Origin of the sequence: Burkholderia sp. 9120 (assembly GCF_000745015.1) — a bacterium.
Classification (GTDB): domain Bacteria; phylum Pseudomonadota; class Gammaproteobacteria; order Burkholderiales; family Burkholderiaceae; genus Paraburkholderia.
Genome location: NZ_JQNA01000002.1, coordinates 804,751 through 830,448 on the forward strand (window position 1 = coordinate 804,751; position 25,698 = coordinate 830,448).

Consider the following 25,698-nt stretch of genomic DNA (forward strand, 5'->3'; position numbering starts at 1 on the left):
CTCCGAATATCGGATGGAGTGACCGGCAGGGCGTAGCGGGTCAGAGTTGCGCCAGGCCGCCGTCAACGGCGACTTCGCTGGCGGTCATGAAGCTGCTGTCCGACGACGCGAGAAAGGCAGCCACCGCTGCGATCTCCGCCGGATCGGCCATGCGCTGGAGCGGAGTCATCGAGGCGAAGACCTTCTGACCCTCCTCGCCTAGCGCTTCCTTCGCGAGTTCGGTCGCCGTCGCCCCGGGCGACAGCACGTTCACCCGGATGCCGGTGCCCTTCAGGTCCTCCGCCCAGGTCCGCGCGAGGTTGCGCACTGCCGCTTTGCTCGCGCTGTAGGCGCTCATTGCCGGGGCGCCCGTGGTGCCGGCGCTCGATCCGGTCAGGATGATCGAACCGCCCTTGCCCATCAGCGGCAGCGCCCGCTGGACCGTGAAAATCGTCCCCTTCACATTGGTGTCGAAGGTTTCGTCGATGTGCTCGGCGGTGATCTTGCCGAGCGCAAGCTGGCTTCCCGCCCCGGCGTTGGCGAAGACGATGTCGAGGGTTCCGCGCTCGGCCTTCACCGCCGCGTAGAGTCGATCGAGGTCGGCCAGATCGGAGACCGAGCCCTTCACCGCACGGACATTGGGCCCGAGGTCGGCGACAGCGGCGTCGAGCGCTTCCTGCCGTCGGCCGAAGATGAAGACGAAGGCGCCCTCCTCGATGAAGCGCTTAGCCGCGGCGCGGCCGATACCGGTAGCGCCACCCGTGACCACGGCGGTCTTTCCATTCAGTCTGTTCATGTCATGCATCCTTCGTTGGAGTTGTGCGGAAGCAGGGAACGGTATTCATGAACCACCTGAACACCTGGAACCCGAACCCCTTAACTGTGAGTGCCGAAACAAAAGCGACAAACACGATTCTGAAGGTCTTGATTCATGAAGCCAATTGACTAAATATCTATGGCAGCCATCTACTCTTTGGATACGTATGCTCGATAACGTCACCATCAATCAACTTCGGGCCTTCGTTGCCGTGTGTGACCAGGGAAGCTTTTCTGGCGCTGCACGGGAGCTGAGGCGTGCACAGTCGGCGATCAGTCACGCGATCAGCGCGCTCGAGAGTGGCTTCGATGTAGTGCTGTTCGAGCGCAACGCTCGCAAAGCGACGCTGACGGCCGCAGGCCGCAGCCTCCTGCCCGATGCTCGTGGGGTGATCTCACGCACCGAGGAAATGAAGATGCGCGCGGTGGCGATTGCTGAAGCCGGGGTGCCGCAAGTCTCGATTGCGGTGGATACCTATTTTCCGCGCGCACACCTGATTGAATGCCTGCGTAGCCTGCAGGCGGACTTTCCAACTGCTGCAATCAATCTGCGCATGACGACCATGCAAGGTGGCGAGCGTCTGGTTCTGGAAGGCACGTGCGCACTGGCGGTGACGATCACCGACGTGCCGGAGCTGAGCCCGGGGACCATAGAAAGGCAGCATTTATGTGAAGCGCACATGGTGACCGTCTGTGCGTCATCGCATCCGCTGGCCGCAATCGCGGGGCCGATCTCGCGCGAGGAATTTGGCGGGCACATCCAGCTCGTCGTCACCGACAATCAGCCCGATGCCGAAAAGACGCAACAGGGGGTCGCCGGTGAACGCCAGTGGCTGGTGAATGACCTCGGCGCAAAGCACGATTTGCTCAGGGGAAGCTTATGCTGGGGGCACATGCCGCATCATCTGGTTGCGGAAGACCTCGCGAATGGAACACTGGTCGAACTCCAACGGCGCGCATGGCACATGCGCCCCCTCACGTTCATGATCTCGCAGCGGCGCGGATACTCGTTGTCCGAATGCGAGACATGGCTGGTCGAGCTCCTTGGTAATCGGCATCGCTTCTCGAAAGGTTCAGACAAGCGCTCCGTGTCACGCAAAGGGAAAAAAGCGTGAAGGTCTGCCGCTCCTCGATGGGTCGCCTTGTGGCCAACTACAGCCTCACCCCAGTCAGTTTCGCGCAACGATGAACGACGTGGCCGTCCCCCCGCGCCACACAAACCCGCCCAAACGCCTACCGATTCCCCGGCACCGCCGCCATCCCATCCAGCAGCGCCTTATGAAACGCCTGCGGATCCTGCATCTGCGGCGCGTGTCCCAACTCCGCGAACTCGACCAGCGTCGCATGCGGAATCGCCTTCGCCGCCGCCCTGCCCAGTTCCGGATAATGGCCAAGCTTCGCGCGCACGTCCGGCGGCGCAGCGTCCTTGCCGATAGCAGTCGTATCCTTCTGCCCGATCAGCAACAGCGTCGGCATACTCAACTGCCCCAACTCGTACACCACCGGCTGCGTGTAAATCATGTCGTACAACAAAGCCGAATTCCACGCGACGATCTGCTTACCCGGCCCCCGATACATACCCGCCAGCATCTGCACCCACGGCTCGTAATCGGCGCGCCAATGCCCCGCGTAATAAGTGGACTGCTCGTAGCGGCGAATGCCGTCGGCAGTCGTTTTCAGCTCGCGCTCGTACCACTGATCCACCGACAGCGACGGCACGCCCTTCGCCTTCCAGTCCTCCAGCCCGATCGGGTTCACCAGCACCAGTTGCTGCGTCTCACGCGGATACATCAGCGCATAGCGGATTGCCAGCATACCGCCGGTCGAATGGCCGATCACGGTCGCGTCGCCGACGCCAAGCGAGGCCAGCAGCGCATGCGTATTGCGCGCGAGTTGCTGGAAGCTGTACTGGTAACGCTCGGGCTTGCTCGATTTGCAGAAGCCGATCTGGTCCGGCGCGATCACGCGATAACCGGCGTCGCTCAGGCGCCGGATCGTCGCGTCCCACGTCGCCGCGCAGAAGTTCTTGCCGTGCAGCAAGACCGCCGTACGGCCGTTCGGATTGGCCGGCTTGATATCCATGTACGCCATATGCAACGCCACGCCTTGCGACGTGAAGTCGAATTGCTCGACCGGCGCGGGATAGTTGAAGCCCTGAAGCTCGGGACCGTAGGCGGGACCGGCGTTGTCGGCGGCGATGGAGGCGGCGGCCGCCGCGCCCGCGACCGGGCTGGCTTGAACACCCTGAACGGCCTGAGCCGGCGCCGCGGCAGCGCCTGGGGCGTCGGCGGCGCTGGCCGTCGCGGCGGTCGAAGCGCTCGAACCCGTCGAAGCAGCCAACACGGCGGGCGCAACCGTCAACGCACAAACGCCCAACATCGCGAGCAGGGAACGGCGGCGAAAACTCATCGGGATATTTTGCAAACTGAAAGTAACGGGAAGCATCGCGGTCGAAGCCTCGGGCAAGCCGCCCACTGAACTGCGGCCGGAAGCGCACGATTCTACGACGCACCACCCAAACTCTGCTGCCGCGCGCGCAGGCTTCGGGCGGCGGCAAGCGAGGCAACACGCGACGCACACCCGGATGGCACGCATATTGCGCAACGCCACCTCGCGCTCTATGTGTCGTGCCGCACGGAGCCGCCTCGTGCAAGGGTTGATCGTGCGCAACAGGGTCAGGTGGCAACCCTCCGCACAATTCAAACTACTCGTTCGCGGCCAATCGGTGCTAGAACTACCAGACGGGTCCGCGAAGACGGGCGCCGCCTGGCAGCACGAATCATCAGCGGAGAGAACCAGCGACCAATCATCCGGGACATACTAACCAGCAACCATCTTGCAAACGACCGGAACGAGCGTGACGACCCGAGTAAGCGCCAAAGCGCGAACCCGGGCCGCCGCGCCAGACCCGGTCGACAAAGGAGACAGACATGGACACTCCGGCACGGCTGAATGATCTGCAACGCACCACCCTCGCCATCGTCCTCGCGGGCGGACGGGGCACGCGGCTCGGGCCGCTCACCAATAAACGCGTCAAGCCGGCGGTGCACTTCGGCGGCAAATACCGGATCATCGACTTCGCGCTGTCCAACTGTCTGAACTCCGGCATCCGCCGCATCGCGGTGGTCACGCAATACAAGGCGCACTCGCTGCTGCGCCATCTGCAGCGCGGCTGGAGCTTCCTGCGCGGCGAATTCGGCGAATTCATCGACCTGTGGCCGGCCCAGCAACGCGTGGAAGGCGCGCACTGGTATCGCGGCACGGCGGACGCCGTGTTCCAGAACCTCGACATCATCCGCTCGATCCGGCCGAAGTACGTGGTGGTGCTGGCCGGCGACCACATCTACAAGATGGACTACACGCGCATGATCGCCGACCACGCGGAAAGCGGCGCGGATTGCACGGTCGGCTGTATCGAGGTGCCGCGCATGGACGCGGTGGCCTTCGGCGTGATGGCCGTGGACGAAAACCGCCGCGTGACCGGCTTCGTCGAAAAGCCCGCCGACCCGCCCGCCATGCCCGGCCGGCCGGACATCGCGCTCGCCAGCATGGGCATCTACGTGTTCAACGCGGATTATCTGTACTCGCTGCTCGAAGAGAACATCTCCAGCATCGAAACGGATCACGACTTCGGCAAGGACATCCTGCCGCGCGTCGTCACGCAAGGCACGGCGATCGCGCATCCGTTCAGCATGTCGTGCGTGTCGTCGGACCCGAACGTCGAACCGTACTGGCGCGACGTCGGCACAATCGACGCCTACTGGGCCGCCAATCTCGACCTCGCCTCCACGATCCCGACGCTCGACCTGTACGACCGTAGCTGGCCGATCTGGACGTATCAGGAACAGTTGCCGCCCGCCAAGTTCGTGCGCGACATGAAGGGGCTGCAAGGCACGGGCAACAATCTGCTGGTGTGCGGCGGCTGCGTGATTTCCGGGTCGCAGATTTCGCGCTCGGTGTTGTCGTCGAATGTCAAAGTGAGTTCATTCTGTAACATCAGTGAGGCAGTCTTGTTGCCACAGGTGACCGTCGGCGCGAGTTGCCGGCTGCAGAAGGTGGTGATCGACCGCGGTTGCGCGATTCCGGACGGCACGGTGATCGGTGAAGATCCCGCGAGCGACGCCGAACGCTTCTACCGTACCGACGACGGCGTCGTGCTGGTCACGCCCGAGGCGCTGCGGCAGAAGGTGAAGTAACGCCGCAGGGGTCGCCGACGGCGGCCCCTGAGTTGCCCCTTGTGCGCCTAAGTTGCCCCTGAGCCGACAGAACCGACTGACCGCATTCCCCCATCGCAACGAGACAAAGGCCTATGACGATACGCGCCCTGCACGTCGCAAGCGAGCTGTATCCCCTCCTCAAAACGGGCGGTCTCGCCGACGTCGCGGGCGCGTTGCCGCCCGCGCTGATCGAGCGCGGCGCCGATGTGCGGGTGCTGCTGCCGGGCTTTCCAGCGGTGGTCGCCGGTCTCGCCGACCTGCAACCGGTCGCACGCCTGGGCCGCCGCTTCGACGCGCCGGACGTGACGCTTGAACGCGGCACTCTGCCCTCGAACGGCCTGATCGTCTACGTGATCCGCGCCGGCACACTGTACGACCGGCCCGGCAATCCCTATCTGAACGACGAACACGTGCCGTACGGCGACAACGCGCTGCGCTTCGCGCTGCTCGGCTGGGTCGCCGCGCAACTGGCGCAGCGCCTCGACCCGGCATGGACGCCGCAGATCATCCACGCGCACGACTGGCATGCGGGACTCGCGCCCGCCTATCTGAAAGCAGCGGAACGCCAGTCGGGCCGGCCGCTTGCGCGTTGCGTGTTCACCGTGCACAACCTTGCGTATCAGGGCGTGTTTCCGGCGCAGCAGTTCGCTCAACTCGGCTTGCCGGACGATTTTTTCACAATGCACGGCATCGAGTTTTACGGGCAGTTGTCGTTCCTCAAAGCCGGGCTTTACTACACCGACCGCATCACGACCGTCAGTCCGACTTACGCTCGCGAGATCCAGACGCTGGCTCAGGGCGGCGGTCTGGACGGACTGCTGCGCCATCGCTCGCACGATTTGAGCGGGATTCTGAACGGCGTCGACTACGACGTGTGGAACCCCGCCAGCGACACCCTGCTCGACTCGCACTACAACGCCACGCGCCTCGCCGGCAAGCTGGCGTGCAAGGAAGCGCTGCAGAAGCGCTTCGGCCTCGCGCAGAAAAGCGACGCGCTGCTGTTCGGCGTGGTGAGCCGGCTCACCGAACAGAAAGGCCTCGATCTGCTGCTCGAAGCGGTGCCGGAAATTGTCAAACGCGGCGGCCAACTGGTGGTGTTCGGCACCGGCGACCCGGCGCTCGAAAACGGCCTGAAGCGGGCCGCGCACGCGCATCCGGAATCGGTCGCGGTGGAACTCGGCTTCGACGAAACGCTCGCGCATACGATCGTCGCGGGCAGCGACGTGATCGCGGTGCCGTCGCGTTTCGAGCCCTGCGGGTTGACCCAGCTCTACGCGCTGGCCTATGGCTCGCTGCCGCTGGTGCACTGCGTGGGCGGACTCGCGGACACGGTGGTCGACGCATCGCTCGAAAATCTCGCCGACGACCTCGCCACCGGTTTCGTGTTCGAACGGTTCGAGCCGAAAGGCATTGGCAGCGCGATCCGCCGTGCCTTCGCGCTGTACGACCGCCGCACCGAATGGAAGGCAACGCAGCGGCGCGCCATGCGCCAGGACTTCGGCTGGGGAGCGTCGGCCGAGCGCTATCTGGCGTTGTATCGCGAGCTCACCTGAGCGGACTTCGGCACGCGCGCCAGGTTGGTGCGCTGGCAGCCGCGGTTGCGCGCGCTTCGATAACCTGCCGTCCGTCTGATGGTTCGACGCAACACCACAGGGCCGGATCAACTCGCGCGCGGCAAACTCCTGTATTGTTGCCTGACCCTGCAGGGCGTGCATTTTTCTTGCATGATCTGAAGCAAACCCGCCGCATGAGGCGTCCGGCTCCTGCCGGATCACGCCAACGCGGCGCACCTTCCCGTTTCCATTAATCGCGCATGACCGCTTGCGCGGGCTACACCATGACGAAAAACGTTCTGAGCATTCAGTCCCATGTCGTGTTCGGGCACGCCGGCAACAGCGCGGCCGAATTCCCGATGCGCCGGCTCGGCGTCAACGTCTGGCCGCTCAATACCGTGCAGTTCTCGAACCACACGCAATACGGCCATTGGACCGGCGGTGCGATCGAGGCCGCGCAAATGGAAGAGCTGGTCGAAGGCATCGGCGCGATCGGCATGCTGCCGCGTTGCGACGCGGTGCTGTCCGGCTATCTCGGCACGCCGGAGCAGGCGCAGTCGGTGCTGGAAATCGTCAAGGCGGTGAAGGCTGCCAATCCGCGCGCCTGGTACTTCTGCGATCCGGTGATGGGTGCCGCGAGCGGCTGTAAGGTCGAGCCGGGCATCCAGGAGTTTCTGGTCCGCACCATGCCGGAAATGGCCGACGCGATGGCGCCGAATCACACCGAGCTGCAACGTCTCGCGGGTCGCGAGATCGAGACGCTCGAAGAAGCGGTGACCGCTTGCCGCGAACTGATCGCGCGTGGGCCGAAGCTGATACTGGTCAAGCATCTGCTCGATCGCAACAGCCCGGCGGACCGCTTCAACATGCTGGTCGTCACCGAGCGCGAGGCGTGGATGGGCCAGCGCCCGCTCTACCCGTTCGCGCGTCAACCGGTCGGCGTCGGCGATCTGACGAGCGCGGTGTTCGTCGCGCGCACGCTGCTAGGCGATTCGATTCGCGCGGCGTTCGAACATACGCTGGCCGCCGTGAACGCGGTGGTCAAGGCGACCTGGCAAGCCGGGCGCTACGAGCTGGAACTGGTGGCCGCGCAGAACGAAATCGCGCAGCCGCGCGAGTGGTTCGATGCGTGGGTGGCGGACAGCGCTTAAGCCGCCGCGCGGCATCTCACGTCCGCTCACGTCCTATAATGCTTGCCGCGTGGACGAGGCATCGCAGCATGCCCTCGCCCATCCGCCACTTTTCAGGCATCAAGCATTCAGCAGACGAGGCATCGATGGACGGCTATATCCGCAGCGAGCGGGAAGAATATTTTGAGCAGTTGTGCGTCAGCGTCGACGCCGACGAAACCCACGAACAGGAAGCGATCGAGTTCTTCGAGAACCAGTTCGATCAGGCCGACTTCGATCCCGCGCAGTGGCTCGACATTGCGCTGTACTACTCGCCGGCGGTGGCGCGCGGCATCATCGAAATGGTGACGCCCGACGACCGCGCCCGCAGCAACATCGCCGAAGTGATCGCGGACAACCTCGACATCTCCTACGGCGAAGACGAATGCCAGCAGTTCGCCGAGACCATCGAGTTCGCGCTGAACAACGGCGTGCCGGTGGATATCGACCTCGTACTCGACGGCTGCCAGCGCGCGATCGACGACCTCGACACATGGGCCGACGACGACACCAAGGCGCCGCTGCTGCGTCTGCGTGAAGAGTTGCTGCGCCAGCAAGGCGAGCACTAAAAGCATCAAGCCCCACCGCCGGCGCGCTCGCGCCGGCGTCTTAAGCATGTGCCGCAATCCGCACCCATCCGCCCGCGCCGACCGGCCGCCAGCGTATGCGCTGCGGGCCCTATGCCGAAATGCTCATTCAAAGCGCCTCGAACTGCCAAGACGGCGGCAAATTGGCTTTCTATATTCGCGCCAGATTACCCGGCGTGTGACAGCTACTGCGCGTATTCCAGCATTGTTTATGGCGACCGATCATCCGTAGTCTTGCGATGTGCGCCATGCCTCACCCTGCTTGAGCGCCGATCCAGCGTTACTGCCTTGCCGCTTTCACACACCCTGAAACTGTCGATGGAAGGAGAGAGAGACCATGAGTCTTCGCACTACGCTGAAACCACTCGCATTGATCACTGGCGCCCTGTTCGCACTCGCGCCGCTGGCCAGTTCCGCCGATCAGACGGTGAAGATCGGCTTCGCCGCGCCGATGACGGGCGCCAACGCCGGCTACGGCAAGGATCTGGAAAACGGCGTGAGGCTCGCCATCGAGGAAGCCAACGCGCAGAAGATCAAGATCGGTGACCAGGTCACGCAATTCCAGCTGGTCTCCGAGGACGACCAGGCCGACCCGCGCATCGGCGTGCAGGCCGCGCAGAAGCTGGTCGACTCGGGCGTCTCGGCGGTAGTCGGCCACTTCAATTCGGGCACCACGATTCCGGCCTCGCAGATTTATGAGCAGGCCGGCATTCCGGTGATCGACCCGGCCGCCACCAACCCGATTATCACCGGACGCGGCTTCGCGAACACCTTCATGGTGATTTCCACCGATGCGCAGAACGCCGGCAACGCGGGCGTCTACGCGGTGGAAGTGAGCAAGGCCAAGCGCATCGCGATCGTCGACGACCGGACCGCGTTCGGTCAGGGCGAGGCCGACGAGTTCGAGAAGGCGGTGAAAGCGCACGGCGGCACCATCGTGACGCGCGAGTACACCGACAACAAAGCGGTCGACTTCAGCACGCAGATCACCAAGATCAAATCGACCAATGCCGACCTGGTGTTCTTCGGCGGCCTGGACACGCAGGCGGCCGGCTTCGCGAAGCGGATGAAACAGTTGAGCCTGAACGCGCAACTGGTGGGCGGCGGCGGCGTGATGGACGAGGACTTCATCAAGCTCGCCGGCGACGCGGCGGAAGGCGCGCAGGCGTGGGAATACGGCCGGCCGCTGGCGCAGTTGCCGGGCGGCAAGGACTTCTCCGCGAAGTTCAAGAAGCGCTTCGGGGTGGATATCCTGTCGTACGCACCGTTCGGCTACGACGGCGCGTGGGCCGCGATCAAGGCCATGCAGCAGGCCAAATCGAGCACGCCGAATGTGTATCGTCCGGTGCTGAAAGCGATCGATTTCGACGGCGTGACCGGCAAGATTTCGTTCGACAGCACGGGCGCGTTGAAGAGCGGGTCGTCGACGCTGTATCAGGTCAAGAACGGCGCGTGGGTGCCGATCGTGACGAAGAGCGGCGGTTGAGGCGCGGGTTTGTTTTAGCGACTTGAAGCGGGGTTGGCACGGCGTGGCTTCACGCCGTGCCGACTCCGTGGCGCTAACCGTGCTACTTCGAAGTTGAAGTTGAACTTGCCACCTTGGCCACATGGGTCACCTTGACCACCAGCTCGGCGGCGAGGTCCCGCTCGATCCGCACGAGGTCGTCTTTCATGGCGGCGAATTCATCGGCGGTACACATCTGATGATCGAAGGCGGCTCGCAGTTGCCGCCGGACCTGCAGCACGCGCGTCGATGGATCGAAAATATAGCGGGACGTGAACGTTAAAAACCGGTCCTGCACCGACGTATCGACCGGCAAATCCGTCACGCGGACAAAGCGCGGCAACCTCATTTCCAGCGTCTCGTCAAACGCGCCACCCAGACAGGCCCACGGTTGCGTTCTCGCCGGCTCCGCCAGCCACGCCTGCACCTGCGAACTCATTCCGCCCGACAGACTCGTCAACGCCGGCACCGCCGTGGTGCCGTCCGACCAGACGAAGTGCGCCACACTGCCCTGCATCGATGTGGCGAACGGTCCATGCGTGGCGCTGACGTCGTCCGTGCGTAGCTGGGCCGTGCCGTGCAGGCCCGTCATCAACAGCCGGTTCGCGGCGATCAGTTGCGTGCGCTGCCGCGTCGCTCGCCGGAACGTGTTGCGTTCGAGTTCCGCCGTGTACCCCGTGTCTTCGACGCGGTACGCGTAGTTCGCCGAGCCTTGTTCGTCGACGTCGATCTGCAGACGCGCGCGGCGCTCGCGCGCCTGCGTGGCCGGCGTGCGCGACAGCACGCCGTCGTCGACCAGCAGCACCGGCCGGTCCATCACGCTCGGCGGCAGATAACCGAACGCCACACCGCCCGCCGTCGTATCCGCATACAACGTCAGCTCGGGGATCCACACGATCGCGTGATTGATCGCGCTGCTGCCGTAGCCGGGCACGGCCGGCAAGCTGTAGTACGGCCCGAGGTTGAGCAGCACCGCCTCGCTGCGAATACCGACCGCCGCCAGCAACGCGCTGTACAGCGCGACGTGATCCTTGCAGTCGCCGTAACGGTTATGCAGGATGTCGATCGCCTTGTGCGGAATCGCCGCCGTCTCGCCGAGAAACAACGCGACGTAGCGGATATTCAGGCGCATCCAGTCGTAAAGAATGCGGGCTTTGTCGCGCGGATCGGCGCTGCCAGCGGTCAGCTGCTGCGCCAGCCGGACGATCGCGGGATCGCTCATGGTGGCGTCGGCGGCGGGCCCGCGATAGCGCGCCGCGAAACTCGCGAAGTCCGGCACCGTCGACACCATCAGCCGGTCGCCCCAGTTCGCGTAACCCACCGCACCGGCTTCGAGCGGCGCGTAAGGCCCGTGCCGGTAGTCGAATTCGTAGCGGGTGCGGCCGTTGGCCGTGACCGGCGGCAACGCGGTGTAGCCGCGCGCGTCGGCGTAAAGCGGCACGTCGGCGGGCAGGTCGAAGATCAGGCGTTGCAGGTCGACGGGGTCGCGCGTCGGCTCGACCAGATAGGCGAACGTGCCGGCCTGCAAAGGTTTCGTGCGGGTCTTGCGAAACGCCAGATGCACGCGCGAGCCGGGCTCCACGCCGGGGAAAATCACCGTGCGCAACACGCCGTCCTCGAAACTCGGCGCGCCGGCCGAGCGCGGCTCCTGCACGTCGCGGATCGCTTCCGGGCCGACCGGATGCGCGACGCCGTTCGGGTCGAGCGTTTCGGCGGCCAGCAATTGCACCTGCTCGATGTCCTTGTTGAACCACACATAGCGTTGCGCGATGTCGTCGACGCCGCTCGTCGTATTGGCGTGCAGAATCGTGTCGTCGTGCTCTTCGATGGAGCCGTCTTTCTGGATCGTGAACAGGTGGACGTCGCTCTCCATCGTGGAGGGCGCGCGATCGTCGGCGGATGAAGCGGTCTCGTCGGCAAAGGCGCTGACCATGCACGCGCCGCCTAACGTCAACGTGGCGGCGACGTGAAGACAAACGACGCGGCGCCTGAAGACCCGACCGGCCGTCACTCGCCCTCGCCGATCTGCGCCAGCAACGCCTGCAATCGCTCCACATGCCGAAGCAGCAAATGGCGATGCTTCTCGATCTGCTCCAGCCGCCCCGCAAGATCGGCCTGGATCGGATCGTCGAGATCGGCGGCGGCGATCACGTCCTCCACTTTCGCGCGCAAGGCCGTCAGTTCGACCGGCGCGTGACTCAGATGCCGCTCGAAACGCCGCACGTCCTGAATCGCCAGATCGCGAACCTTGCGTAGATGCAACTGACGCCGATGCGCTTCGGCGTCGATCGTTTCCTCCTCGACGCGTTTGGCCGCCGCCGGCTGGCCGAAGATCGGTTCCGGCGGCCGCAGCACGGTCTTTTTCCGCACCGGATGCGCGGTGCCGCGAAAGCGCGCGAGCGGCTGTTCGTTGTCGATCGCTTCGCGCGCGTTGGGCGGAATGTCGTGCTCGTCATGCGGCACGTTCATCCAGCCGTTCGGCAAACCCGTGACCGCTTCGATGCCGCGCACGAATTCCTCGCTGAATTCGCGCTGGCCGGACAACATCAGTTTCAGATAGCTGGCGGAGAAGGTCATCATGCGCGCGAGACGGGTCGCCGCGCCGACCTCGCGGGTCAACAGCACCAGGTTCGCTCGCCAGACCGGGAGCAGCAATTCGTCGGAATCTTCCATCGCTGGGTCTTCCATCTTATGGCCCGATGTAGGGATGCCGCGCTCGCACGCGTCATCGTTTTGAAAGGGTAGTCGCTGCGCGGCGCGCTGCGCAATCCCTGCGTTACATCGCGCGCCGCGCGGCGTTGCCGAAACTACACGCTACCTCGCGTCATCGCGCTGCCAACCGCCGCAGCTCTCGGATTGCGGCCAACGCCGTTATTCATTGACCGAAGGATTCATCGCGCGTTCATACGCCCGTCGCGCTCGGTGTGGCATGCTGACGACTCGCTGCGGCACGCGTCGTGCTGCAGCGATAGCGCCACCACTTGAATTAAGGATTTTGTAATGAAGAAATTTGTCCTCTCCGTTGCCGCCGCCGTCGCAGCTTTGAGCGCGATCGCTCCCGCACAGGCTTACGACCACCATCATCCGGTCTGCCACAAGGTACGCGTCCATCATCATTGGGAAAAACGCTGCCACTAACGGCGTCCGGCGCCCCGGCGGCGCACGTGCATCGATGAAGCCCCGTCACGAGCGGGGCTTTTTTTATGCCGCGGAATCGGTGACAGCGGGGAATCAGCGTGGACGCAGCCGCGACGCGCCATCGGCGACGCCCTATACGTTCTGCGCGAAAACGGCAGCATGCAATCACGGACACATGCTGTTACACCTTGACGGTGTGAGCCGACGCGGACATGACGGCGACGCAAGGCGTCCCGTCATGAACCGCGTGGAAGCGGAAGAGGTGTTTGAATCGTCGGCGCGACGCGGGGGTCAGGCCGCCTTGACGTGGTTCAGCGCGGTGGTCACGAGTGCTTCGAGCAAGGGCTCGATCTTCGTGGCGAGCGTTTCGTCATACGCGTACGGCAGGTGCTCTTCCATATACGTGATCTGCGACAGCTCGAGCTGCACCGCGTGCACGCCTTGCGATGGCTGCCCATACTGACGCGTGATATAGCCGCCCTTGAAGCGTCCATTCGCGATCGCCGAATAGCCGCCATGCCGCTCGACCACGGCGGCCAGTTCCTCGGCCAATCCCGCCACCGCGCTCGCGCCGTTCGAGGAGCCGAAATTGAAATCCGGCAAGCGTCCTTCGAAGAAACGCGGCACGTGCGAGCGGATCGAATGCGCTTCCCACAACAGCGCCTTGCCGTGCTCCGCTTTCAGCGCGGCCAGTTCGTTCGTCAGCGCGTCGTGATACGGCTGCCAGTAAGCGTCGCGACGACGGGCGATTTCGGCGTCGGTGGGCAGATGGCCGTCGAGATACAACGGCTCCTTGTCGAAGGTATCGACGGGCAGCAGGCCAGTCGTGTCCTGGCCCGGGTACAGGTTCGCGCCGTCGGGCGGACGGTTCAGATCGATCACGTAGCGCGCGTACGTCGGCGCGAGAATCGACGCGCCCATGCGCTTCGCGAACGCATACAGACGGTCCAGATGCCAATCGCAATCGTCGGTGCGTTGCGCGACCGGCGTCATCGTCGCGGCGATATCGGCCGGGATTTGCGTGCCCATATGCGGGATCGAGATCAGCAACGGCAAACTGCCCCGATGCAGCGATACAACCGGCGGAGTGTTCAATGCAGTCATGTCAGTCCGGAATCGATGAGAGGGATGAGTCGCGACGGTGCGCCGCTCATTTGAGCAGATCGGCGAGCGCCACGCGATAGCGCGCGTAAGCGCCCTCTTCGTCGCGATGCCGGCGGTTCTCGACCACCTGGACGCCGCCCGCGTAGACGTCGCGCACCGGCGTCTCGCCATGCTCGCAGAATACAACGCCCGACAGCCACGCGCTCGGCGCATGTTCGGCGATGCTCGCATGGTCCGCGTCGAGCACCAGCCAGTCCGCGCGTCGGCCTGCCTGCAGCGCGCCGACGGCGCGGCCGGTGGCGTGCGCGCCGCCGTCGAGCGCGGCATCGAACAGACGGTCTGCCACATGCGTGGACTGCGCCGACGCCAGCACGTTGCGTTGCCGGCGCGTCAAACGCTGGCCGTATTCGAGCAGGCGCAATTCCGCGCGCCAGTCGACGCCGATATGACTGTCCGAGCCGATGCCGATGCGGCCTTGCGCATCCAGATATTCCTGCGCGGGGAACAGACCATCGCCGAGATTTGCTTCGGTGGTCAGACACAAACCGGCTACCGCACCGCTTTTCGCAAGTGCCAGCGTTTCGTTTGCGTCGACATGCGTCGCGTGCACGAGGCACCAGCGGCTGTCGACGTCGAAGCGATCCAGCAACCATTGCACCGGACGCGCGCCTTCGGTTTCGACGCACGCGTCGACTTCGGCGGTCTGTTCGGCGATATGGATATGAACCGGCGCGTTGGCATCGATGCCGCCTAGTAGCGTACGCAACGATTCCGCCGAGACCGCGCGCAACGAATGCGGCGCCACGCCATAGCGCAACGCGGCGCTTTCAGGACGCGCCGCGCGCAACGTGCCGAGCAGATCGAGCAGACTCTCCGGCGTATTGATGAAGCGCTGCTGATCGTCGCGCGGCGCACGCGAGCCGAAGCCGCTGTACTGATAGAGCACCGGCAGCATCGTCATGCCGATACCGCTCGTCGACGCTGCATCCACCACGCGTTGCGCGAGCTCAGCCTGATTCGCGTAGCGGCTGCCGTCCGGCGTGTGATGCACGTAGTGGAACTCGCACACCGACGTATAACCCGCCTTCAGCATTTCGATGTACAGCCATTGCGCGACCGCGGCGAGGCCTTCCGGCGTGATGCGTGCGGCGAAGCGGTACATCAGGTCGCGCCAGCTCCAGAAGTTGTCAGTGGCGCCTGTGCCAGATGAGGCGCGATATTCGGTGAGGCCGGCCATCGCGCGCTGGAATGCATGCGAATGAAGGTTCGGCATGCCGGGCAGCACGGGACCAGCGGCTTTCCGCACGCCGGCAGGTACCGCAGAAGTATCTGGCGTAACCGCCGTCAGCGTGCCGCTTGCGTCCCACTCGAGCAACACGTTGCGGCGCCAACCATCGGGCAGGTACGCGTGCTCGGCGAACAGCGATTGATCTAGTTGTGTCATCTCTCAGGCCCTGGCTCAATTCACGCGCGTATAAACCGTCTCGCCCGCGCGCACGACTCGCGCGCACAACGGACGTCCAATCCAGTAAGCCAGCTCGGCCAGCGAGTCAACCGACCACACCGCGAAATCCGCCGCGCGTCCCACGGCCAGCGAACCGTGCGTGTCCGCTTTGCCGAGCGCTTGGGCCGCATGCGACGTCACGCCTTGCAGCACCTCGGGCACCGTCATACGGAACAGCGTGGTCGCCATGTTCATCATCAGCAACAGCGACGTGGTGGGCGACGTGCCCGGATTGCTGTCGGTCGAAATCGCGATCGGCACCTGATAGCGCCGCAGCAAATCGAGCGGCGGCAGTTGCGTCTCGCGAATGAAGTAGTACGCGCCCGGCAGCAACACGGCGACCGTGCCGGATGCTTTCATCGCGGCAACGCCGGCTTCGTCGAGAAATTCGAGGTGATCCGCGGACAGCGCGTGATGCTGCGCGGCCAATGCCGTGCCGCCGCCGTTCGACAACTGCTCGGCATGCATCTTCACCGGTAGCTTGTGACGCTCCGCGGCGTTGAAAACACGCTCGCTTTGTTCCAGCGAAAAACCGATGCGCTCGCAGAATACGTCGACCGCGTCGACGAGACCTTCGTCGGCCAGCGCGGGCAGCATCGTGTTGCAGACTTCGTCGATATACGCGTCGGCGCGGCCCGCGAATTCCAGCGGCAACGCGTGCGCGCCGAGAAACGTCGTATAGACCGTCACCGGATAGCGCTCGCCCAACTGACGCGCGACGCGCAGCATCTTGCGTTCGCTGGCGAGGTCGAGGCCGTAGCCGGATTTGATTTCGATCGTCGTCACGCCTTCGGCGAGCAGCGGTTCGAGCCGCGCGGCCGACTGTGCGAATAGCGACGCTTCGTCGGCGGCACGCGTGGCGCGCACCGTCGAGACGATGCCACCGCCCTGCCGCGCGATTTCTTCATAGCTGACGCCCGCGAGCCGCTGCGCGAATTCGTCCGCGCGCTGGCCGCCGTACACCAGATGCGTATGGCAATCGACCAGACCGGGCGTAACCCAGGCGCCGTGCAGATCTTCGCGCGGCCAGCTAGCGTAATGCGGGAGGAGTTCGGAGGCTGCGCCGAGCCAGACGATCTGGCCGTCTTCGACGGCGATCGCGGCGTCGGCCAGCGTGTGGTGGGGATCGCCCTGCGGGCACAGTTTCAGGTGATGCCAGACGGTTTGCTTCATCGCGTGCTCGTTGCAGCTCGTTGCGTGTCTGTGGTGGTTCGCGTGCGCGCGCCTTGATATCGCGACGCGGGCACGCGAAGCGTCGTCATCGTTCGTAGTGAAGGCGGATTGCGAGCAACGCGCCCGCGCCTTGAACCGCGCAGTGCAGCGCGTCCGGCGCGTTGATGCGCAGCGTGTCGCCGGTGGCGAGCGGCTGCGCGGCCGCGTCGCCGAGGCTGACCGATACGGCGCCCTCGGCGCAGTACAACAGCACGACGTCGGCGGATAAAGCGTGTTGCGTCGCGTCGCGCCAAACCTCGACTTCGCCGCGCGCCGCGCCACGTCGTACCATCAAGTTAAAGTCGCGCGTGGCGCCGTCGACGAGGCGCGCGTCGATCGGCGTCTCGCCGGCAAAGCGCGCAATGTCGAGCGGCTGCGTCAACGCGTGCGTTTTCACGACGTTCGCAAGACCGCTCAACGCAGCTTCGCTCGCCGGCGCATTCTCCGGCGCAAGCGTTTCATCGAGCAACATCCCCGCGCCGGACAACAGCACGAGCGTGCGATCGATGCCCGCAAAACGCGAGAACGGTCCCGCTTGCGCGACATCCGCAATGCTCACGCGCCACACGAAACTATCGAGTCCCGCCTGCTCGGGCACTGCCGCCACTTCGCGCGTGACGCCGCCGCCGTTCTTCCACGGCGCCGCCACGAGGTCGGCGCCGCGAATCAGCGTGACGCTGGCCATATTGCCGACGTCCGCCATGTTCAACGGCCCAGCATCGGCAGATGCAGACCCGCCTCGCGCGCGGTTTCCTGCGCGAGTTCATAACCCGCATCCGCGTGACGCATCACGCCGGTCGCCGGATCGTTGAACAACACGCGGCCGAGGCGTTCCTTCGCGGCATCCGTGCCGTCCGCGACGATCACCACACCCGAGTGCTGGCTGAAGCCCATACCGACGCCGCCGCCGTGATGCAGCGAGACCCACGACGCGCCGCCCGCCGTATTCAGCAGCGCGTTGAGCAACGGCCAGTCGCTGACCGCATCGGAGCCGTCCTTCATCGATTCGGTTTCGCGATTCGGGCTCGCCACCGAACCCGTGTCGAGGTGATCGCGACCGATCACGATCGGCGCTTTCAGCTCGCCGGTCCTGACCATCTCGTTGAACGCCTGACCGAGGCGATAACGATCCTTCACGCCGACCCAGCAGATCCGCGCCGGCAGACCCTGGAACGCGATCCGTTCACGCGCCATGTCGAGCCAGTTGTGCAGATGCGGATCGTCGGGGATCAATTCCTTGACCTTCGCGTCGGTCTTGTAGATATCTTCGGGATCACCCGACAGCGCGACCCAACGGAACGGGCCCTTGCCTTCGCAGAACAGCGGGCGGATATACGCCGGCACGAAGCCCGGGAAATCGAATGCGTTTTCCACGCCCATTTCCAGCGCCATCTGGCGGATGTTGTTGCCGTAGTCGAGCGTGGCCGCGCCGCGTTCCTGCAGCGTGAGCATGGCTTGCACCTGCCTGGCCATGGACTGCTTGGCCGGCGTGATGATGCTGTCCGGCGCGGTCTTCATGCGTTCGCGCCAATCTTCCACGCTCCAGCCTTGCGGCAGATAGCCGTGAATCGGATCGTGCGCGCTGGTCTGATCGGTCACGCAGTCCGGCGTGATGCCGCGTGCCACGCATTCGGCGAACACGTCGACCGCATTGCCCACCAGACCGATCGACACCGGCTTGCCGGCCTGCTTCGCTTCCTCCAGCATGGCGAGCGCTTCGTCGAGCGTCTGCGCTTTTTTATCGACGTAGCGCGTCTTCAGACGGAAGTCGATGCGCGTCTCGTCGCATTCCACCGCGATCATCGAGAAGCCCGCCATCGTGGCCGCGAGCGGCTGCGCGCCGCCCATACCGCCGAGACCGCCGGTCAGAATCCAGCGGCCTTTCGGGTCGCCGTTGAAATGCTGGTTCGCCACCGAGAAGAAGGTCTCGTAGGTGCCCTGCACGATCCCCTGGCTGCCGATATAGATCCAGCTGCCCGCCGTCATCTGCCCGTACATCATCAGGCCCTTGCGGTCGAGTTCGTGGAAGTGTTCCCACGTCGCCCAATGCGGCACCAGATTCGAATTCGCCAGCAGCACGCGCGGCGCGTCGGCATGCGTGCGGAACACGCCGACCGGCTTGCCCGACTGGATCAGCAGCGTTTCGTCTTCATTCAGGTCTTTCAGCGACGCGAGGATCTGATCGAAACAATCCCAGTTGCGCGCGGCCCGGCCAATACCGCCGTACACGACCAGCGCATGCGGATGCTCGGCGACTTCCGGGTCCAGGTTGTTCTGGATCATCCGGTACGCGGCTTCCGCGATCCAGGTCTTGCAGGTCTTTTCCGCGCCGCGCGGTGCGCGGATGGTACGGGTGGGATCGAGACGCGGGTCGATGTGCTTCGGGTTGTTCATGATGGCCCTCGGAATGCTTGAAGATGGTCGGGAGAGGTTCGGAAACGGAGTCGGGGAAACGGTGATTCAGAAATGTCCGGTGAAGCGATAACGGCTGCCGGGATGCCAGAGATTCGCGATCGACGCGACCTGGCTTTGCGACCACGTGCGCCGGTGCAGCACGAGGCACGGTTCGAGTTCGTCCATGGTCAATAGCTCGCGCGTGTCGGCGTCGGCGGCCAGCGCCTCGATGCGGTACTCGACGCGCTGCAGCGGCGCCACCCGCACGAGATACTGGTTCGGCGTGGTGTTGGTGAAGTCCTGCAGCGCGTACTCGGGCGCCACCGCCGGATTGACCCAGCGTTCTTCGAGCTGCACCGGTTCGTCGTTTTCGAAATGCAGCACGCGCGAATGAAACACCGGACTGCCGGCGCTCACCTGCATCTCTTCGGCGAGCGCGGCGTCGGCAATGCTTGCGCCGATGTGCAGCACGTTCGCCTGATAGCGATGACCGCGCGCGACGATCTCGTCGGAAATACTGCGGATCGCCACCAGCGTCGATTCGTACTTGGGGCGCGCCACGAAGGTGCCCGAACCCTGCACCCGCGTAAGCACCTGCTCCGAGGTCAACTCGCGCAGCGCGCGGTTCACCGTCATGCGCGCTACGCTGAACTCACGCGCGAGTTCGTTTTCCGACGGCACCTGGTCGCCTTCAGCCCACTCGCCCGCATGAATGCGCGCGAGGATGAAGTCCTTGATGCCCTGATAGGCGGGTGCGTTCATTAACGTGCTCGGCTTGAATGCGGGAGTTGAATACATGAGTTGAATACGTGAGTCGGGTGCGTACTTGCAGCTTACTGTTCGGAGACGAACGCGAACGGGCTGAGCTTCGCGATCGTGCCGTTCTGCACGAGCTTCGTCACGGCCTCGATATCCGGCGCGAAGTAGTGATCGAGCTCGTAATGCGCGACGTCCTTGCGCACTACGTCCATCACCTTTTGCAGGCTCGGGCTGGTCTTGTGCGGCGCGCGCAGATCGACGCCTTGCGCGGCGGCGAGCAATTCGATCGACAGGATGTTCGCGGTGTTTTCAGCAATGTCGCCGAGCTTGCGCGCGGCGAACGTCGCCATCGACACATGGTCTTCCTGGTTTGCGGACGTGGGCAGCGAATCCACCGACGCCGGATGCGCGAGCGTCTTGTTTTCCGACGCCAAAGCTGCGGCCGTCACGTGAGCGATCATGAAGCCCGAGTTCACGCCACCGTCGCGCACGAGGAACGGCGGCAGACCCGACAGCGTCGCGTCGATCAGCAACGCGATGCGACGTTCGGCCAGCGCGCCGATTTCGGCGGCGGCGAGCGCGAGGTTGTCGGCGGCGAATGCGACCGGCTCGGCGTGGAAATTACCGCCCGACAGCACTTCGCCGGTGTCCGGGAAAATCAGCGGATTGTCGGAGACCGCGTTGGCTTCGAGCAGCAGCACGTTGGCGGCGTGGCGCATCTGGTCGAGACACGCGCCCATGACTTGCGGCTGGCAGCGCAGGCTGTACGGGTCCTGCACCTTGTCGCAATCGGCGTGCGAAACGTTGATGCCCGAACCGTCGAGCAGCGAACGGTAAGCCGTGGCCGCGTCGATCTGACCTTGATGGCCGCGCAGTTCGTGAATGCGCGCGTCGAACGGCTTGACCGAACCGGCCGCCGCGTCCACCGACAACGAGCCCGACACCAGCGCGGTACGGTACAGGTCTTCGATCGCGAACATGTTGTAGAGCGCGAGCGCGGTCGATGCCTGCGTGCCGTTCAGCAGCGCGAGGCCTTCCTTGGCTTGCAGCGTGAGCGGCTTGAGGCCGACCAGCGCGAGGCCTTCGGTGGCGGGCATGCGCTCGCCCTTCGCGAACACATCGCCGACGCCGAGCAGCGCCGCCGACATATGCGCGAGCGGCGCGAGGTCGCCCGATGCGCCGACCGAGCCCTTGACCGGAATCACCGGCAGCACGTCGGCGTTATACAGCGTGATCAGCGCCTCCATCACTTCGCGACGAATGCCCGAGTGGCCGCGGCCGAGGCTCGACAGCTTCAGCGCGATCAGCAGACGCACCACCGGACGCGACATCGGCACACCCACGCCGACCGCATGCGACAGCACCAGATTGCGTTGCAGCAGTTCGAGCTGGTCGTGCGGAATATGCGTGCTGGCAAGGCGCCCAAAACCGGTGTTGATGCCGTAGGCCGGCTCGCCCTTCGCGGCGATATCGGCAACGGCTTGCGCGCAGGCGTCGATGGCGGCATGGCTGGCGGGATCGAGTTGCAGCGCGACGTGTTCGCGAGCGATCTGGCGCAGTTGCGGGAGGGTCAGGTAGCCGGGCTTCAGAATCATCATGGTGTGTGTTCCTGTCTATACAATTTGAGAGAAGTCTATCGGCACCGTCTTGTATATACAACTTGTTTTTAATCGCCCGGACCTGGGAGTTTCCATTAGAGCGCGAGCTGTCCGGCATATTGCGGCGAAGGCCGGCGGGGTCGGGCGGCGACTCGATTGGCGCAGCAACGGTTCCTGTTGCGCCCAACTTGTATATACACATTCAAAATATGAGCCGCCAAGTGGACAAAAAACCGCCCTGCGGCGGTTTCCGATCCCGACCCACAGCCACCGCCACACCGCCACACCGCCACGTCGATTCAAGAGTTATAGGAGAGCCGGCCGAACGCACCACGCGAAACGCGCGGCTAAAGCTTCACGCGCGCCGCGATGAACTCCAGAAAACACTGCACGCGCCCCGTCAGCGACGCGCTCTGGTAGTACACCGCGCTCACCGGCTGCCGCTCGTCGCGCAGCAGGTTGCCGAGAATCGGCACGAGGCGGCCGTCGCGCACGTCGGCGGCGGTCATGAAGTCGGCCAGACAGGCCACGCCCCAGCCCGACAACGCCAGTTGCCGCAAGGTTTCGCCGCTCGACGCGGTGATCGACGGTTCGATCCTGAACGACTCGGCGCCGGCCTTGCGCCCTTCGCGCAACGGCCAGCGGTTCAGATGCTCCGGCGCCGTAAAACCGATCAATCGATGCGCGCGCAACGCTTCCACCGACTTCGGCTCGCCATATTCGGCCAGATACGCGGGGCTCGCGAGCACCCGCAGCTTGCTGGTGCCCAACGCGCGCGCATGCAGCGTCGAATCCTGCAGCGCGCCGATCCGGATCGCGATATCCACCTTCTGTTCCAGCAGATCGACGATCCGCTCGCTGCTGGTCAATTCCAGCCGCACGTCCGGATAGAGCGCCGAAAACGCCTTCATATGCGGGGCGACGCAATGGAGCATGAACGGCGACGCCGCATCCACCCGCAAGCGCCCGGAAGGCCGCCCTCGCCCGCTCGTGACCGATTCCTCGGCCTCCTCCATCGCCGCGAGAATCGCCCGGGCGCGTTGCAGGAACGCCTCGCCCTCTTCGGTCAATTGCAGACGGCGGGTCGTGCGCCGCACGAGCGCGGTGTCGAGCTTCTGTTCGAGGCGCGTGAGGGCGCGGCTCACGCCGGAAACCGTCTGCTCCAGCTTCTCCGCCGCCTTGGTGATCGAGCCGCTGTCGATCACGGTGACGAACACCAGCAGCTCATCCGTGGAAGTTTTCATTGTTGATTTCAAGTCAAGATTGATTTGAGACTAACACGCTTTTTGCGAGAATCAAGACGACGGATACTGGCTGCCTGTCATCGTGTTTCCAACCAGGAGAACGTCTTGAAGATCTTCATCACGGGCGCAAGCGGGTTTATCGGCGGATCGATCGCGGCGCATCTGGCGCGCGCCGGCCACGGCGTGCGCGGTCTGATCCGCAATCCCGACCATGCCGCCGAATTGCAACGCCTCGGCATCGAACCGGTGGTCGGCACGCTCGACGACCGCGCGCTGCTGATTGCCGAAGCGCAAGCCGCGGACGCCGTCATCAACGCCGCCAGCAGCGACCATGAAGGCGCGGTGAAAGCATTGATCGAAGGACTCGCCGGTTCCGGCAAGGTGCTGCTGCATACCAGCGGATCGAGCATCGTCGGCGATGCGTCGGGTGGCGAAGCGGGTCAGTCGCGCATTTATCACGAAGACGCGCTGCCCACGCCGACCGCCGACAAGGCGGCCCGCGTCGCGATCGACCAGCTCGTGCTCGACGCCGCGCGCCAGAACGTCCGTTCGGCGGTGCTGTGCAATACGCTGATCTATGGTCACGGCGCGGTGCCGGGCAGCGCGAGCGTGCAGTTGCCGCGCCTCGTGCGGCAGGCGCAAAAGAGCGGCGTGGTGCGTCATGTGGGCAGCGGCGGCAACATCTGGTCGAACGTGCATATCGACGATGTCGCCGAACTGTATCGACTCGCACTCGAGAAAACGCCGGCCGGCACGTTCTATTTCGTCGAAAGCGGCGAGGCGTCGTTCCGCGACATGAGCGCGGCTATCGCGCGCGCGATGAAACTCGGCGAGCCGCAAGACTGGCCGCTCGACGAAGCGCAGAAGGAATGGGGCTACGAAATGGCCTCGTACGGCCTCGGTTCGAACAGCCGAGTGCGCGGAGTGCGCGCACGCAAACTGCTCGGCTGGCAACCGAAACGCAGCTCGGTGATCGACTGGATCGAACACGACATGATGTGATGTATCCGGCGGGACATTCTTCGGGACGTCCCCCCGCGAAAACGTAATCCGTGTAAGCGGCGCCGTTGCGAATTCGTAAGCTCACCTCGCTAGAATCGCGCTCAACTGATCGTGCGATTCGATTTTGCGAGTCGCCCCTGAGCCCGGATTTGATCGATGACTTTGGCGCTGAATTTCGACTGGCTGACGAACCTGCTGGCGATACTTTTCGTGGTGGCGTGTCTTTACGATGCACGTTACGACGAATACGGCACGTTGACACTGGCGGCGGCCGCAATGGGCCTCGCCGTGATGGCAATGGAGCTGTTTCTCAAGCCCGCTTTCGACATGGCGCTTTGAGCATGACGCCGCGCGACGCGGCGTCATATGCTTTTCTATCGGCTTTTCTATCGACTTGACGTCTCTATCCGGATGGGCACGCGGCTCACGCGCGCACCCACCCGTGCATCACACCGCGACTTCCGGCGGCGCCTGGCGAAACCAGCGCGTGATCCAGCCGAGATAGCACAAGCCCAGCAGAAACCACACCGCCCCGAGCACCAGCGCGGTCTTCTCCAGACTCACCAGCAGCCACACGTCCGCAATTGCGCCGGCCAGCGGGAACAGCAGGCCGCCGATGATCCCCATCGCATTCGCCGTGCCCTTCGCGTTGAAGAACTGACGGATCACGCACAGGTTGACCGCGGTGAACGCGAGGAACGCGCCGAAGTTGATGAACGACGTCGAAGTCGCCACGTCGAGTTTCAACGCGACCAGACCGATCGCGCCCGCAATTGCGATATTCAGCGCCGGCGTCTTGAACTTCGGATGCACGAAACCGAAGATGCGCTTCGGCAGCACTTCGTCGCGCCCCATGGCATACAACAGACGCCCCACACTCGCCTGCGCCGAAATACCCGACGCGAACTGCGCGAGAATCAAGCCGGCCAGAAACACCGTCACGAAGAGATCGCCGCCCACTTTGCGCGCCACTTCGAAGGCCGCCGAATCCGGGTCCTTGAAGACCGCGCCCGGATGCGCGAGCTGCACCGTGTAGGCCGCGATCACGAAGATCGCGCCGCCGATCAGCGCGATCAGCACGATGGCGCGCGGCATGGTCTTCTCAGGCGCAATGGTTTCTTCGGTGAGCGTCGACACCGCGTCGAAGCCGAGATACGAGTACGCGGCAATCGCGGCGCCGGCCATGGTCGCCGAAAACGGCACGTGCGGTTTGAAGAACGGTTCGGCCGACAACAGGCCGCCGGGACCGGCCGCCGCCGTTACGTAATGGCAGCACAGCACGACGAACAACGCGACGATCGCCAGTTGCACGACCATCAGCACGATGTTGAAGCGGTTCGCCAGTTCGATGCCGAGAATGTTCAGCGCACTGGTCAGCACGATAAACGCGACGATCCAGATCCAGCTCGGAATGTGCGGAAACGCGGCGCTCAGATACGCGGCGCCGATCAGCCAGATCACCATCGGCAGGAAAAAGTAATCGAGCAGCGTCGCCCAGCCGATCATGAAACCGAGGTGCGGGTTGAAGCTTTTACGCGTGTACGTATAGGCCGAACCGGCCACCGGGAAGAGCCGCGCGAGTTTGCCGTAGCTGAGCGCGGTGAACGCGATCGCGATCAGCGCGATCAGATAGGCGAGCGCCGCAGTGTCGTTGCTCGCGCTCGCCAGCACGCCGTAGGTGCCGTACACGATCAGCGGCGCCATGTAGGCGAGGCCGAACAGTAGGACCGACGGCAGGCCGAGCGTGCGTTTCAGACGCGTGCTGTGTGCGGCCGCGGGTTCGGCGGCGGATGATGAAGTCATGCGGTGTCTCCTCTTGCAAATGGGCGAGCGTCGCCAGGGCGCGATTTGCGGCGCACCCCGGTCGAGCCGGGTCGTTCAGACTTGCGGGATGCGCGGGGTTCGCGCTGGTGTTTTC

The 25,698-nt window shown here is 64.4% G+C and carries 22 protein-coding genes; 9 read left to right on the forward strand and 13 right to left on the reverse strand.

The features are described 5' to 3' along the window. Positions 1-40: 40 nt before the first annotated feature. A complete protein-coding gene (locus tag FA94_RS11825; RefSeq protein WP_035551152.1) occupies positions 41-775 on the reverse strand; it encodes an SDR family NAD(P)-dependent oxidoreductase in 735 nt (244 codons plus the stop codon). A gap of 187 nt (positions 776-962) precedes the next feature. Here FA94_RS11825 and FA94_RS11830 point away from each other — a divergent pair, with 187 nt between their 5' ends. Further along, positions 963-1,910 carry a LysR family transcriptional regulator gene (locus FA94_RS11830; protein ID WP_035551155.1) on the forward strand — a complete coding sequence of 316 codons (948 nt, stop codon included), beginning with the start codon at positions 963-965 and terminating at the stop codon, positions 1,908-1,910. Between the two features lie 118 nt (positions 1,911-2,028). On the opposite strand, the gene FA94_RS11835 is transcribed toward FA94_RS11830, so the two are convergent. After that, on the reverse strand, positions 2,029-3,204 hold the full coding sequence (locus tag FA94_RS11835; RefSeq protein ID WP_035551158.1) for an alpha/beta fold hydrolase: 1,176 nt from the start codon (positions 3,202-3,204) through the stop codon (positions 2,029-2,031). 521 nt (positions 3,205-3,725) lie between these two features. Between FA94_RS11835 and glgC the strand changes: the two genes are divergently transcribed. From glgC to FA94_RS11860, 5 genes are all read left to right on the forward strand, one after another. Then, the gene (gene glgC / locus FA94_RS11840) at positions 3,726-4,991 is read left to right on the forward strand and encodes a glucose-1-phosphate adenylyltransferase (RefSeq protein WP_035551161.1); all 1,266 of its coding nucleotides are present in this window, start codon (positions 3,726-3,728) and stop codon (positions 4,989-4,991) included. A 113-nt stretch (positions 4,992-5,104) separates the two neighbouring features. After that, entirely contained in the window at positions 5,105-6,565 is a 1,461-nt protein-coding gene (gene glgA, locus FA94_RS11845) for a glycogen synthase GlgA (RefSeq protein ID WP_035551164.1), read from the forward strand. 284 nt (positions 6,566-6,849) lie between these two features. Beyond that, a complete protein-coding gene (gene pdxY / locus FA94_RS11850) occupies positions 6,850-7,716 on the forward strand; it encodes a pyridoxal kinase PdxY (protein ID WP_035561912.1) in 867 nt (288 codons plus the stop codon). Between the two features lie 125 nt (positions 7,717-7,841). Then, a complete protein-coding gene (locus tag FA94_RS11855) occupies positions 7,842-8,303 on the forward strand; it encodes a hypothetical protein (RefSeq protein WP_035551167.1) in 462 nt (153 codons plus the stop codon). A 355-nt stretch (positions 8,304-8,658) separates the two neighbouring features. After that, complete coding sequence (locus tag FA94_RS11860) at positions 8,659-9,807, forward strand: branched-chain amino acid ABC transporter substrate-binding protein (protein ID WP_035551170.1); 1,149 nt, start codon at positions 8,659-8,661, stop codon at positions 9,805-9,807. Between the two features lie 82 nt (positions 9,808-9,889). Here FA94_RS11860 and FA94_RS11865 read toward each other — a convergent pair whose 3' ends face one another. Next, positions 9,890-11,758: a DUF3857 domain-containing transglutaminase family protein gene (locus tag FA94_RS11865; protein ID WP_081935879.1), complete on the reverse strand. Its 1,869-nt coding sequence runs from the start codon at positions 11,756-11,758 to the stop codon at positions 9,890-9,892. Positions 11,759-11,832: 74 nt separating this feature from the next. Then, a complete protein-coding gene (locus FA94_RS11870; RefSeq protein WP_035551174.1) occupies positions 11,833-12,498 on the reverse strand; it encodes a hypothetical protein in 666 nt (221 codons plus the stop codon). Positions 12,499-12,825: 327 nt separating this feature from the next. Here FA94_RS11870 and FA94_RS39120 point away from each other — a divergent pair, with 327 nt between their 5' ends. Beyond that, complete coding sequence (locus FA94_RS39120; protein ID WP_176057942.1) at positions 12,826-12,963, forward strand: hypothetical protein; 138 nt, start codon at positions 12,826-12,828, stop codon at positions 12,961-12,963. Positions 12,964-13,254: 291 nt separating this feature from the next. On the opposite strand, the gene hutG is transcribed toward FA94_RS39120, so the two are convergent. From hutG to FA94_RS11910, 8 genes are all read right to left on the reverse strand, one after another. Further along, positions 13,255-14,067 carry an N-formylglutamate deformylase gene (gene hutG, locus FA94_RS11875; protein ID WP_035551177.1) on the reverse strand — a complete coding sequence of 271 codons (813 nt, stop codon included), beginning with the start codon at positions 14,065-14,067 and terminating at the stop codon, positions 13,255-13,257. Between the two features lie 46 nt (positions 14,068-14,113). Then, positions 14,114-15,511, reverse strand: coding sequence for a formimidoylglutamate deiminase (locus FA94_RS11880; RefSeq protein ID WP_035551180.1), 1,398 nt, complete (start codon positions 15,509-15,511; stop codon positions 14,114-14,116). A 15-nt stretch (positions 15,512-15,526) separates the two neighbouring features. Continuing rightward, on the reverse strand, positions 15,527-16,744 hold the full coding sequence (hutI, locus tag FA94_RS11885; protein WP_035551182.1) for an imidazolonepropionase: 1,218 nt from the start codon (positions 16,742-16,744) through the stop codon (positions 15,527-15,529). Positions 16,745-16,829: 85 nt separating this feature from the next. After that, complete coding sequence (locus FA94_RS11890) at positions 16,830-17,486, reverse strand: HutD/Ves family protein (RefSeq protein WP_035551185.1); 657 nt, start codon at positions 17,484-17,486, stop codon at positions 16,830-16,832. Positions 17,487-17,488: 2 nt separating this feature from the next. Further along, a complete protein-coding gene (gene hutU / locus FA94_RS11895; protein WP_035551188.1) occupies positions 17,489-19,177 on the reverse strand; it encodes a urocanate hydratase in 1,689 nt (562 codons plus the stop codon). Positions 19,178-19,243: 66 nt separating this feature from the next. Further along, the gene (gene hutC, locus FA94_RS11900) at positions 19,244-19,939 is read right to left on the reverse strand and encodes a histidine utilization transcriptional repressor HutC (RefSeq protein WP_035551191.1); all 696 of its coding nucleotides are present in this window, start codon (positions 19,937-19,939) and stop codon (positions 19,244-19,246) included. Between the two features lie 71 nt (positions 19,940-20,010). Next, positions 20,011-21,534, reverse strand: a complete 1,524-nt coding sequence (gene hutH / locus FA94_RS11905) for a histidine ammonia-lyase (protein WP_156126614.1) — start codon at positions 21,532-21,534, stop codon at positions 20,011-20,013. 347 nt (positions 21,535-21,881) lie between these two features. Beyond that, a complete protein-coding gene (locus tag FA94_RS11910; protein WP_035551193.1) occupies positions 21,882-22,778 on the reverse strand; it encodes a LysR family transcriptional regulator in 897 nt (298 codons plus the stop codon). Positions 22,779-22,883: 105 nt separating this feature from the next. Between FA94_RS11910 and FA94_RS11915 the strand changes: the two genes are divergently transcribed. Both FA94_RS11915 and FA94_RS11920 read left to right on the forward strand, forming a co-directional pair. Continuing rightward, positions 22,884-23,780 (forward strand): NAD-dependent epimerase/dehydratase family protein, encoded by an 897-nt coding sequence (locus FA94_RS11915; protein ID WP_035551196.1) that lies wholly within the window; start codon positions 22,884-22,886, stop codon positions 23,778-23,780. A 156-nt stretch (positions 23,781-23,936) separates the two neighbouring features. Next, the gene (locus tag FA94_RS11920; protein ID WP_035551199.1) at positions 23,937-24,119 is read left to right on the forward strand and encodes a hypothetical protein; all 183 of its coding nucleotides are present in this window, start codon (positions 23,937-23,939) and stop codon (positions 24,117-24,119) included. Between the two features lie 108 nt (positions 24,120-24,227). Here the strand turns inward: FA94_RS11920 and FA94_RS11925 are convergent, their stop codons facing one another. Beyond that, the gene (locus FA94_RS11925; protein WP_035551202.1) at positions 24,228-25,583 is read right to left on the reverse strand and encodes an APC family permease; all 1,356 of its coding nucleotides are present in this window, start codon (positions 25,581-25,583) and stop codon (positions 24,228-24,230) included. Positions 25,584-25,698: the final 115 nt, after the last annotated feature.